The sequence below is a fragment of the Lamprobacter sp. genome (assembly GCF_034860625.1).
Taxonomy (GTDB): Bacteria; Pseudomonadota; Gammaproteobacteria; order Chromatiales; family Chromatiaceae; genus Lamprobacter.
The window spans coordinates 42,114-53,046 of record NZ_JAYESN010000028.1; the positions used below are offsets into that span (position 1 = coordinate 42,114).

Annotated in this window: 10 protein-coding genes; 3 read left to right on the forward strand and 7 right to left on the reverse strand. The window is 63.6% G+C overall.

The window, feature by feature from the left end; genetic code table 11:
- Nucleotides 1–14 precede the first annotated feature (14 nt).
- Complete coding sequence (gene mraZ / locus VBE63_RS09730) at nt 15–467, reverse strand: division/cell wall cluster transcriptional repressor MraZ (protein ID WP_323682821.1); 453 nt, start codon at nt 465–467, stop codon at nt 15–17.
- Between the two features lie 263 nt (nt 468–730).
- Nucleotides 731–1,264: a CIA30 family protein gene (locus VBE63_RS09735; protein WP_323682822.1), complete on the reverse strand. Its 534-nt coding sequence runs from the start codon at nt 1,262–1,264 to the stop codon at nt 731–733.
- Nucleotides 1,265–1,374: 110 nt separating this feature from the next.
- Here VBE63_RS09735 and VBE63_RS09740 point away from each other — a divergent pair, with 110 nt between their 5' ends.
- From VBE63_RS09740 to VBE63_RS09750, 3 genes are all read left to right on the forward strand, one after another.
- Nucleotides 1,375–1,872 carry an isoprenylcysteine carboxylmethyltransferase family protein gene (locus VBE63_RS09740; RefSeq protein WP_323682823.1) on the forward strand — a complete coding sequence of 166 codons (498 nt, stop codon included), beginning with the start codon at nt 1,375–1,377 and terminating at the stop codon, nt 1,870–1,872.
- A 203-nt stretch (nt 1,873–2,075) separates the two neighbouring features.
- Nucleotides 2,076–4,745 carry a circularly permuted type 2 ATP-grasp protein gene (locus VBE63_RS09745; RefSeq protein WP_323682824.1) on the forward strand — a complete coding sequence of 890 codons (2,670 nt, stop codon included), beginning with the start codon at nt 2,076–2,078 and terminating at the stop codon, nt 4,743–4,745.
- A complete protein-coding gene (locus VBE63_RS09750) occupies nt 4,742–5,635 on the forward strand; it encodes a transglutaminase family protein (RefSeq protein WP_323682825.1) in 894 nt (297 codons plus the stop codon). Before VBE63_RS09745 ends, VBE63_RS09750 begins: the two co-directional genes overlap by 4 nt.
- A 78-nt stretch (nt 5,636–5,713) precedes the next feature.
- Here VBE63_RS09750 and VBE63_RS09755 read toward each other — a convergent pair whose 3' ends face one another.
- The 5 genes from VBE63_RS09755 to VBE63_RS09775 all read right to left on the reverse strand — a co-directional run.
- Nucleotides 5,714–6,616, reverse strand: a complete 903-nt coding sequence (locus VBE63_RS09755; protein ID WP_323682826.1) for a DMT family transporter — start codon at nt 6,614–6,616, stop codon at nt 5,714–5,716.
- Nucleotides 6,617–6,696: 80 nt separating this feature from the next.
- Nucleotides 6,697–8,328 (reverse strand): hypothetical protein, encoded by a 1,632-nt coding sequence (locus tag VBE63_RS09760; protein WP_323682827.1) that lies wholly within the window; start codon nt 8,326–8,328, stop codon nt 6,697–6,699.
- 30 nt (nt 8,329–8,358) lie between these two features.
- The gene (locus VBE63_RS09765; RefSeq protein ID WP_323682828.1) at nt 8,359–9,018 is read right to left on the reverse strand and encodes an ABC-type transport auxiliary lipoprotein family protein; all 660 of its coding nucleotides are present in this window, start codon (nt 9,016–9,018) and stop codon (nt 8,359–8,361) included.
- Nucleotides 9,003–10,100: an MlaD family protein gene (locus VBE63_RS09770; protein ID WP_323682829.1), complete on the reverse strand. Its 1,098-nt coding sequence runs from the start codon at nt 10,098–10,100 to the stop codon at nt 9,003–9,005. Before VBE63_RS09770 ends, VBE63_RS09765 begins: the two co-directional genes overlap by 16 nt.
- Nucleotides 10,101–10,127: 27 nt before the next feature.
- Nucleotides 10,128–10,933 (reverse strand): ABC transporter ATP-binding protein (locus tag VBE63_RS09775; protein WP_323682830.1); only part of this gene is annotated, 806 nt, incomplete at its 5' end.

A 10,933-nucleotide genomic window follows, 5' to 3' on the forward strand; every position in this document is an offset into this window, starting at 1 on the left:
TTAATTGTTTTCTTTCAAAACGAGAAAGATGCCGTTTGCGGATTGTTGGCAAGCCTCGAGAGGTCGATATCCTCTGCGTTCCTGATCGTGGTCTGCCAGGCCGACTCATCCCAAAGCTCAAAGCGATTCACCATGCCGACCAGCGCAACGCGCTTCTCCAGGCCGGCGAACGCGCGTTGCGCTGGTGTCAGCAGCACACGCCCTTGGGCGTCCATCTCGACGTCGTTCGCATAGCCGATCAGCAACCGCTGCAGCGCTGTCGTCTCTTGGAGATGTGCCGGCATAGCGTTGAGCTTTCGCTCGAGATCGGCAAATCCAGGCTCCGGATAAACCAACAAACACCGCTGGGGATGGGCGGTGATGACCAGGTGTGAGTCGCAGAGTTGCGCCAGCCGTTCGCGCTGGCGCGAAGGAATCGCAAGACGCCCTTTGGCATCGAGGTTTAGAAACTGCGTCCCCCTAAACATGACCAGCCCCCCTGAAGGCGGTCACTCCCCCCCCAAAATTCCACCACACCCCACTTTTCCCCAATCTTAGGTGGCGGGTTTCTTCAGGTCAAGTTCGCTATAGCTGTTTTTTGTTTTTTGACAATAGGCTTAGCGGGGCTTTTAAAGAATTTTTCACAAGATGCGCTTTGGGATAAATTTTAGTCCTTTACGGCTTTTTTCTGATCCGTAGTCGAGAAGCGTTTTTGGGGTGGCAAAGACGCTGAGCCGGGTGGGGTGAAACGCTAGTAGAAACCGATCTCGGCGATGCAGACCTCGGCCCTCATGGCCTGCCCGATGGCGACGATGCCAAGTCGCTTGAGGCGGGAAGGGTCCAGCCTGGGAACCAGGCGGTGCGGCTCAAAGGAGGAGAAAGGCAATCGCGCCTCTTGCCAGATCGGTCCGGTCTGGAAGGCCGAGCGGTAAGACTGCCAGGGGAGTCTGGTGGCCGAAGTTTTGAGATGAACGTTGTAATCAGCGCCATCGCCGCGCACGATGAGCCTGACGCCAGCGAAGGCGCTCGCGTCCAGCAATCCCTGCTCGGGGCTGAGATCCAGGTTTATCTGGACGAAGCCACCGTTATTCTCGAGGCTGACGGTGCCGGTTAAGCACAGCGCTGGGCGCCCGTCGATCAGTGCGCGTGTCATCTGCGCCTCTGAGAGACCGCCCATCACCTGGTCGGTCGCGAGGCGCCAACGGGTCCCCAGCCTTGAGGGCGCTTGGTCCTGGTGAAAATTATCAATCAGCCCAGAGGCGACGGCTAGGACAGGGTTCGTCATTGCGATGAGGACCAGAATAAAGAGTTTGAACATCTGCACAGTCTGTACCTTTGGGTCAGCCGGGCCAGTGCGATACTGATGCCTCTTGACCCCCTGAGACGGAGACTTCCATGAACCAACCTAACGACCGGCCTGGGCTTGGACGGCGCGGCGAGATGCTCGTCGCGATCCAGTTCGCGCTCATGATCCTCTTTGCGGTGACTCCGGTCTGGCATCCAGGGCTCTCAGCCGGTTTGTTTGCTGATCTACTGCTGCCACGGCTGATCTTTGCCCTTCCATTCGTGCTCGCGGCACTGGTGTTAGGCGCCATGGGCTCCCATCACATTCGCGAGTACCTGACGCCCTTGCCTTATCCAGTTGACCACAGCCAGTTGGTGCAGCACGGCGTTTACAGTATCGTGCGTCATCCCCTGTACGCGAGCCTGTTGAGCGCCGGGCTAGCCTGGACGCTCTACTCGATTAGCCTATCCCATCTGTTGTTGCTGGTCGTCGGTTTCGGCTTCTTCGATGTCAAGGCGCGCAAAGAAGAGGCCTGGCTGACCGAGCGTCATCCTGAGTACCGAGATTATGCGGCGCGCGTCAGCAAGTTCATCCCTTACCTCTATTGAACGCGACTTCAACATGGCTCTACGGCTGCTTTTGCAGGTTCCCTTTAGCGTGAAACAGGGTCTTGATCGTTCGCTGTGTCGCGGCGCGATACCTATCCGCATCGCCCTCGTTGAGGTCAAATCGTGCTGCCGAATCTGGCCGGGACAAGCGCTGGGCCTGTCTCCTCGGTGCCTGTTTTCGCCAACGACAGCGTTGCGCACCCATGGCCACTAATCTCGCCAGTGCTTCTCCCGAGCCGATGCGCCTAGGCGATACCTATCGCCCCCTGGTTGGCCAGTTCGACGAGATGCGGACCAGCGATGGCGGCTTGCGGCCGCACTGGCAGTATCTGATCGACGCGCTTCGGGAGATCGGACCGGAAGGGATCGATAGCCGTTGGCAGGAGGCGCGGCGCCTAGTGCGTGATAACGGCGTCACCTACAACGTCTACGGTGATCCGCAAGGGATGTCGCGACCCTGGGAGCTGGACCCCCTGCCGCTGCTGATCCGTGGCGAGGAATGGGCTGGCTTGGAGCGTGGGCTGATCCAACGCGCTGAGCTGCTGAACGCGCTCCTGCTCGACCTCTACGGGTTGCGCTCGGTGATCGATAAAGGATTACTCCCGCCCGAGCTGATCGATGGCTTTCCTGGCTATCTCCTTCCTTGCCACGGTGCTCCGGTGGCTGGCGATCGGCCGCTCGTGCTGTATGCCGTGGATTTGACCCGTGATGCCAGTGGCGCTTGGCGGGTGATCGGCGATCGCACCCAGATCCCCTCCGGCAGCGGCTATGCGCTAGAGAACCGGGTGGTGCTCTCGCGGGTGATGCCGAGCCTGTTCCGCGATAGCCATGTGCATCGGTTGGCCGGTTTCTATCGCTCGGTGCGGCGAGCCATGACGCGCATTGCGCCCCGCCATACCGATCATGCGCGAGTGGCGGTGTTGACCCCAGGTCCGCGTAACGAAGCCTACTTCGAGCACGCCTATCTCGCCAATTATCTCGGTTTTAACCTGGTGCAAGGTAGTGATCTCTCGGTGCGCGACGGTGCGCTCTGGCTGCGCACCCTCGGGCGCTTAGAGCGGATCGATGCCCTGATGCGGCGTGTGGATGATCTTAACTGCGATCCGCTCGAGCTCAAGGAAAGTTCACTGCTCGGCGTGCCAGGCATGCTGCAAGCGGTGCGTGCCGGTAATCTCGGGATTGCCAATGCGCTCGGCAGCGGGGTGCTGGAGCATCCCGGCCTGATGGCCTTCTTGCCAGCGCTCTGCGAGCACCTGCTCGGCGAGGCCTTGCTCCTGCCGCATCTGCAAACCTGGTGGTGCGGACAGCGCGAGGCCCGTGACTTCGTCGTCGCCAACCTAGAGAACTTGGTCATCAAGCCGGCTGGCAGCCCGGCGGGTCAACGCTGTCTGTTTGGCGCCAAGCTCGAGGCCGAGCAGCGCGATGAGCTGATTGCGGCGATTCGGCGCGAGCCGCATCGCTATGTGGCGCAAGAAGCGGTTCAACCCTCGACCGCGCCGGCTTATATCAATGGTTTGCTCGAGCCGCGCCCCTTCGTGCTGCGTAGCTTCCTGGTCAGCGAGCAAGAAGGCTACGCGGTGATGCCCGGTGGTCTGAGCCGGATCGCGCTCGACACCGATACGCCAATGATCTCCAATCAGCTCGGTGGACTCGGCAAGGACACCTGGGTCTTGGCCAGTGAGCCAGAGCGCCAAGAGACCCTGATCGTCACCGCGGACGCCAACGCGCCCGCAGTGGTGCCAGCGGTGGTGCAGGAGAGCGAGGTCTCGTCTCGGGTTGCTGACAACCTGTTCTGGATCGGCCGCTATGCCGAGCGCGCCGAGGGCCTGGTGCGCCTGCTGCGCATCGTTATCATCCAGATCACCGAGCGCAGCAGTCTGGCCGCCGAGGCCGATGCCGATTGCTGCCTGCATCTGCTGCTAGCGGCCTTGACCAACCAGAGTCAGACCTTCCCTGGCTTCATCGGCGAGGGTGCCCCGGAACTGCTGGCGCAGCCGGTGCCGGAGGTGCTGTCGCTGATCAGTGACCAGAAGCGAGCTGGCGCGCTGCCGCAGACCCTCCAGGCACTGGGGCAGGCGGCTTGGTCGGTGCGTGAGCGCCTGTCGAATGATACCTGGCGCGTCACCAACGATATCGAGCGCCGGCAACGCTTACTGACCCAAGCGCCGCCGCGCGGGCTCGGCCGGGCGCTGGATCTGCTCGATCCGCTGATCACCTCGTTGGTGGCCTTCTCGGCGCTTACCCATGAGAACATGACCCACAATGAGGGCTGGCACTTCCTCGAGGCCGGACGGCGCCTAGAGCGCGGGCTGCACACGGCCTCCTTGCTGCGCTCGACCCTGGTCAGCCTCAGCCCGGATGCGGGTGAGTCGATCTTGGTCGAAGCGGTGCTCGGCGTCACCGACAGCCTGATCACCTACCGGCGTCGCTATCAGGCCGGCACCCGCGTTGGCGCCATGCTCGATCTGGTCCTAAGGGACGAGGCCAATCCGCGCTCACTGGCGTATCAGATCGCCCGTTTGTCGACCTTGGTCGACGAGATGCCCGGCAACAGTCTCTCGACGCGCCGCACGCCGGCGCAGCGCATCTTGATGCGGCTGCTGACCGAGCTGCGGCTGGCCGAGCTCGATCTGTTGGCGCAACCCAGTGACGGCAGTCCGCGGCGGGGCGCCTTGGATGGCTTGCTCGCGAGTGTCGAGACCTCGATCAGCGCCCTCTCCGACGCCATTACCGCGCAATACTTCCGCCACGAAGAGCAGCCACATCATCTGATCGGCCAGCGCTCGGAGGCCGAGGCGGCGGGCCAGGACGCGTTGGGATTGCGAGCAACTAAATTCGATGCAAGTGAATGCCTTCAGGGAGACAGGCGATGAGGTACCAAGTCACCCATCTGACCCGCTATGGCTATGCTGATCCGGTCTCACTCTGCCACAGCATCGCCCATCTGAAGCCGCGCGAGACACCTTATCAGCGCTGCTTGATCGCCAACCTGCGGATCAATCCCTGGCCCTCGGTGGTGCGCGAGCATCGTGATTTCTTTGGCAATCGGGTCAGCTACTTCTCAGTGCAGCAGTCGCATCTGCAGCTTGAAATCAACGCAACGGCCGAGGTTGAGGTCTGGGCGCCGCCATTGCCGGAGCCAGCCTCGACCCTGCCCTGGGAAAAGGCGCGCGCGCAACTGCAGTCGCCGCGCGCGGTTGAGAGCGCATCGGCGCGGATGTTCGCCTTGCCGTCACCGGCGGTGCCACTGGACCCGCTCGCGGCCGATTACGCGCGCGCATCCTTCATGCCGGGGCGACCGCTGCTGGAAGCCGCCCTGGATCTGGTCAGCCGCATCCACCGCGACTTCGACTACGACCCAACCTCGACCACGGTCGCCACCCCGATCGCCGAGGTGCTTGCCCAGCGCCGCGGGGTCTGCCAGGACTTTGCCCATCTGGCCATCGCCGCGTTGCGCGGGCTCGGCCTAGCGGCGCGTTATGTCAGCGGCTACCTCGAGACCTTGCCGCCCCCCGATCAGCCCAAGCTGCGTGGCGCCGATGCCTCGCATGCCTGGCTGGCGATCTACTGCCCCGAAGCCCAGGAGAGTGGCGGCTGGGTGGATCTCGATCCGACCAATGATTGCTCCATTAGTGATCAATACATCACCACCGCCATCGGGCGTGATTATCAGGACGTGACCCCGGTGCGCGGCGTGTTCTATGGCGGTGGCGAGCATAGCCTGGCGGTGTCAGTTGATGTGGACCGGATCGCGTTGGGCTGAGGAAAGGGTCGTGGGCACCGTTGTTGATATCGGAGCTTGGGCGCTTTTGGGCGGTATCGAAGCTTTGGCAGCATTGCACTAGAGCTGCGTCAGCACAAAGAGGCCGAGCAGCATGATGGCACTGCCGAGCAATTTAGTGCGCGTGCCACCCTCGGCGAAACACCAGCGCCCGATCAGCACCGAGAACATGCCGGCGGCGCGCTTCACCGCCATCGCATAGCTCGCGAGCGTCATGCTGAGCGCGATCTGATCGGCGATGCGCATGAGCGCGAAGAGCAGCCCGAGCAGGAGCAGGGGCTTGGTCTGGCGGGCCAAATCAGGAGGCAAGACCTCGCGATAGAAGCGCCGATCCTGAAGGCTGAACAGCGTGAACAGGACGATGGGATTGACCACCGCGACCACCACCGCGAACGAGAGCGGGTCGGAACGCTCGATGCCAATGCGCCCGAGGGTGGAAGCGGCGGCGAAGCAGCCGGTTGCCATGAGCGTGAAGGCGCTGCCCGGATTGGTCGCCAGGCGCCGCAGCGGTTGCTGCCAGCCTTTCTCGCCGCCGCTGAGGGCGAGCACATAGCTGCCGATGATCAGCAAGCCAATCCCGCCGAAGCCAAGGGGGCCGGGCAGCGCATCGGTGAGCAGCCATTCGATGACGATCACGAACGCCGGTGTCAGCGTCAGGATCGGCCCCACCAGAGAGATCTCGCTGCGCTTGATAGCGACGTTCAGCGACCAGCCGCCCAGGCCGGACACAAGCCCGCCCAAGAGCACCGCAGCGAGATAGACCGGGTCGTCGAGCGGAAACTGGTGAGACCAGATCGCCAACGGCAGGGTCACCAACAGACTGGCGAGGTTGACATAGAGCGTGAGCGCGCGCGCCGACAGACTCAGGCTCAGGTGTTTGGTGACCGCGAGCCGCGAGGCATGGAAGAAGGCCGAGAGCAGCGAGAATAGAATCCACAGATGGGCATAGGCGGTGAAGTCCATGGCTAAAGCCTAGCGTTCGCGTCTGCCGCAGCGGGCGCTCGGGGGAATCGCATGAGCGGCAATGTCCATCGCGAGCGCCCCTAGGGCGACCAACCGGTGGCGAAATCGCGTAGCTGCGCAATGGGTCCGCATTTAAGCTCCGTCTTGCCAACGCCAGCATCGGAGCCAGAACCAGGGCCGTTAACAGGACTGTTGCCCATGCCATTGCCAGCACTATTGCCCGTTCCAGTTGTGCGCAAGGCGTGGCTGTTATAGGTCGCGAAGCGGCGTTGGAAGTCCGCGCGCTGGCGCCAATCGGCGTCCGAGAAACAGCCCTGGGAGCGCAGCACCCGAACACTTGGGATACCGGGAAACGAGCACAGCCCGGCTCCGCCGATGCCGGACAGCAGCTTGACCTGAAGACTCAGCAACAGCGGTTCATCACGGCTCAGGCTCGGATGACCGCGCGCATCCATGGGGCTGAGGGTCAGGCTATAGCAGGGTTGGTTCAGGGTCATGCAGTGCATGCGCCGAGCGGGCGCGGCGCGGCGTAGAGCCTGGGCGACCGGGTCGGGCAGGTCGTGCAGGCCGTGGGCCAGCGCGAGCAGGCCGGCGTGGCTCTCGGCACTCAGACCGAGTTGACCGAGCTGCTCGGCGATGCGCGCGCTGGGCAGGAGCCGATGCCGTTGCCAAGGCGCCGGCGGCTGCGTGGCGCCGGTGAACGCCTGCAGCAGCAGGGTCGCGGTTTCGGCGAGACGGCGGTGCAGGCGGCGAATGAACTGCTCGAAGGCCGCTGTCGCCAGCACATCCCAGTGTGCGATCCGCAGCAGGCAGCCCAGCGGTCGCTGACCGGCACAGGTCGCAGCCGGATCGGGCGGCAGCAGGGTGATGCCCGTGCGCGAGCGGTCGCCGGAGCCAGCGTTTGCGCGATTGTCAGCGCCCGCGCCAATGTGCTCGCCAGCATTCTCAAGATCGAGATCGGCCAAACGCTCGTACAAGAGCGCCGAGCCAAGGAAGCTGAGCGGATCGAGACATTGACGCATCAGCATCGGGTCACACTGATCGGCGAGGCGCTCGACCTGTTGCAAGGGTCGCAATTCACAGGCCCGCCAGTAGATCAGGTGCAGATGAAACTGCTTCAGCGCCTGTACGCTCTCGCGGTCATGAGTGTGGGGATCGCAGTTGAGCGCCAACTGCAACCAGCCGCCGTCAAGATCGAACGCACGCCGGATCTCGGGGCTAGCGACGAAGCGGCGAAAGTTCGCCGCCGTCTGCCAGAGGACGCGGCCGGTAGCGGGCGTTACCGCGCTGGCATCGGCCTTTGCGGGGTGATTCGTGCTCGCTGGCGAGACCTCGCTGAGCATCAGATCAAAGAGGGCATGCGGCGCGGCTTTATCGATCAAGGCGAGGCGATCGCTGGGATGAGCGGCGGCTTCTTGTCCGAGACCGGCTTCGGGTCTGGCACCGAGATTGGCACCGGGGCTGGCTCCAAGATCGACTCCGAATCTGTCTTCAGGATCGGCTCTGACACTGGCTCTAGGCGCGCAGCCGTCCGCGCGCGGAATCTCCAAGGATTGAATGCAACGGCGCTGGAAACGCGCCATTGGCGTCTTGCCCTGCTGTTCTTCCGCGCTCAGCGTAAAGGCCGGCGGTGGTCCCGGGATGCGCAACTGATGCCAGGCCACCGGCATGTGGCCGATCTCGACCGGCATCAGCGATGCGAAGGGGGCCACGCGGTGTCGAGGCTGGTATCGAGGCAAGATTCAGTTGCGTCCTGCTGCGTCCCGCGCGAGCTGTGGGGCCTGACGCTGGAGATCCCGCACGGCCTCGGAGAGCAGGCGTCCGCTCAGGCGGTTGAAAGCGCGCACCATCGCCTCGGGGCGATTTGCCGTGGTTGGCTCGGTGCCGCTGTAGTCGCGCGAGAACTGGGTCGCCCGAGTGTTGCCGGTGATCAGCGTCAGATTGAATGTCAGGCTCACCGCTGGCGGATCAGCGGTGGGCCAATGTTCCAAGCGCGTGAGCTCGCCATTGAGCATGAAACCGGCCCGCGCCCGATCGGCGATCGACACCGTGTAGGTGAAGAGGTTGGCGGTGCGCAGCGCGGCGATCAAGGCCTCGGTGAGCGCCTGCCCGGGAAGGGTTTCCCAGAGAAAATCATGATAGCGCTGCACCTGCAGCGGCTCCTCGGCGGTGCGAAAGACAATCTGGGTACCGCCCAGAAAGCCACGTGATCCCAACGGCGTGACCAACAGCGTGCCAGGAACCGTCTGGGTGCTTGGGGTGACGCTGATGTCGGGTTGTAGGCTGTAGAACTGCTCGCGCACTGGCGGCCCCGAGCCGCCACAGCCGCTCAGCAGCAGCAATAGACAGAGGCTGCCAGTATAGAACCGCCCGCCGAGGATACCGTTCAACGCTCGAACCATGGGGCTTGATCCTCCTGCTTGCGTCCACGCAGCAGCGAGGCAGGCTCCTCGCGCAGCTCGCGGGCGAGCGCCGAGAGATGGCGCGAAGCATGCTCGATATTGGCCAAGATCGGCGTCAAGGCCGCCGATAGCGCTTGCAATATATAGTGCACATCATCGAGCGAGCCTTCCACACTCGGTCGGCTGCTCTCGACTAAGCCCCGCAGTTCATCGGCGAGCGTGCCGTAGCGTGCGACCGCATCCTGAATATCGTCGGTGCGCGCGGGCAAGGTTGCTGACAGTGTCGCGAGATTGTCGGAGAGCCGCTGTACGGCACCGAGGATGGCCTGGATCTGTTGGGGATCGACGCTTTGCTCAATATCGGCGCTGAGTTGGACTAGATTGTCCAAGACTGCCCCCAGGCCCTGGCCAAGGTCGGCACCTACTTCGCCGTTGTCAAGTTGCTCGCCGAACATCGCCAAGACGCCCTGGAGACGTTCTTGCAGTCGCATCAGCGCTGGGCGAATGCTCTCGTCGAGGGTCTGTTGCGCCTGCGCTAGCGCGGCGGTGAGCTGCATACTCAGATCGGGCGCGCGCTCAATCGTCGGGATGGCGCTGTCGGGACTCAGCGTCGCGGCCGAGATTCCAGGCACGATACGGATGATATTGCCCCGCAACAAGCCAGCCGAGGCCAGTTGGGCGACGCTGTCGGCGGGCACCGGCCAGGCCTGCTGAATGTTCAGCATGACGCGAAAACAGGGCAGCTCGGGTGCGCGCTTGCGTGCGGCGCTTGGTCGTGGGCACTCGCCGCGGTCGGGGTCGTGCTGGAAGACCGGTTCCAGGGCGCGCACTCGGCCAATCGTAAAGCCTTCCTGCATCACCTCGATGCCGCTATCCAGCCCATCTGCATCGAGGAAGTAGGCGCGCAGGTTGTAACCGCCGAACAAACCCGGGGCGAGCAGCAGCAGGAGCGCGACGACCACGCCGGCCATCAAAAGCACGAAGAGCCCCGCCAGCGTCAGGTCGCGATGCCGGTCATGGGCCTGCCGCTTGCCGGGCGCGCCCAACTCGGGCGGAGAATAAAGACGGTTCAACCTGCTCATCCGGGTGATCGGCCTGCTGCTCGACGGCTAGGGGTGTCCCTCGAAGATGGTACGCAGTTCGAGATCGTCGCGGCTGCGAGACTCCAGCGCCGCGCGGGTGCCGGCGAACAGGAGCCGGCCGCGATCCATCACCGCCACGCGATCCTCGGCGCCGACGATCTCCAGCATCCCGTTATCGGTGGCGATGATACTCAGCCCCCGGCTGTCGCGCTGCACCCGCAAGATGCCAAGGATATCGCGCAGAGCCGGTTGGTCGAGGCCATCGCTGAGGCCGTCGCAGATCAACAGCTCGGGCTGATTGATCAGGGCGCGCGCCAACTCCGCGCGGCGTTGCTGCCCGAGCGACAGCGCGCGCGGAAACTGATGCTCCATGCCATCGAGCTGCAACTGGGTGATCGCCAGTCGGGCCGCGCGGGCGAGGCGCGCACGGGTATTCGCTTGCGCGCGCATCGGCAGCAACAGATTCTCCAGCACCGTCAGCTCATCGAGGAGTGAGCCGCCTTGTAAGACCACACCGAGCCGCCTGCGCAAGCGATTCATGCGCGCATCGTTCAGGCGCGCTAAATCCTGCCCGAACAAGCGCACCGATCCTGCCGAGGGATGATCCAGACCGAGCAAGAGCCGCAGCGTGAGGCTCTTGCCGGCGCCGTTCGGACCGATCAGCAGCAGCGCATCGCCTTTGTTGACCCTGAGCGAGAGATCGCTGAGCGCGCAGTGGCCTTTGACATGCTGGAAGACCTGGTGTAGCTCGACTAGAGGGGTATTCACCATCGGAACGCTAGCACAAAGGCGCGGTCGATGAGCAGGATCGCGGTGGTGGTGGCGACCAAGGC

What these genes read in the sequence shown, in the direction of transcription:
- VBE63_RS09745 (WP_323682824.1), top strand. Translation starts at nt 2,076, where the DNA reads ATGGCCACTAATCTCGCCAGTGCTTCTCCCGAGCCGATGCGCCTAGGC.
- VBE63_RS09740 (WP_323682823.1), top strand. Translation starts at nt 1,375, where the DNA reads ATGAACCAACCTAACGACCGGCCTGGGCTTGGACGGCGCGGCGAGATG.
- VBE63_RS09765 (WP_323682828.1), bottom strand. Translation starts at nt 9,018, where the DNA reads ATGGTTCGAGCGTTGAACGGTATCCTCGGCGGGCGGTTCTATACTGGC.
- VBE63_RS09755 (WP_323682826.1), bottom strand. Translation starts at nt 6,616, where the DNA reads ATGGACTTCACCGCCTATGCCCATCTGTGGATTCTATTCTCGCTGCTC.
- VBE63_RS09735 (WP_323682822.1), bottom strand. Translation starts at nt 1,264, where the DNA reads ATGACGAACCCTGTCCTAGCCGTCGCCTCTGGGCTGATTGATAATTTT.
- mraZ (WP_323682821.1), bottom strand. Translation starts at nt 467, where the DNA reads ATGTTTAGGGGGACGCAGTTTCTAAACCTCGATGCCAAAGGGCGTCTT.
- VBE63_RS09750 (WP_323682825.1), top strand. Translation starts at nt 4,742, where the DNA reads ATGAGGTACCAAGTCACCCATCTGACCCGCTATGGCTATGCTGATCCG.
- VBE63_RS09770 (WP_323682829.1), bottom strand. Translation starts at nt 10,100, where the DNA reads ATGAGCAGGTTGAACCGTCTTTATTCTCCGCCCGAGTTGGGCGCGCCC.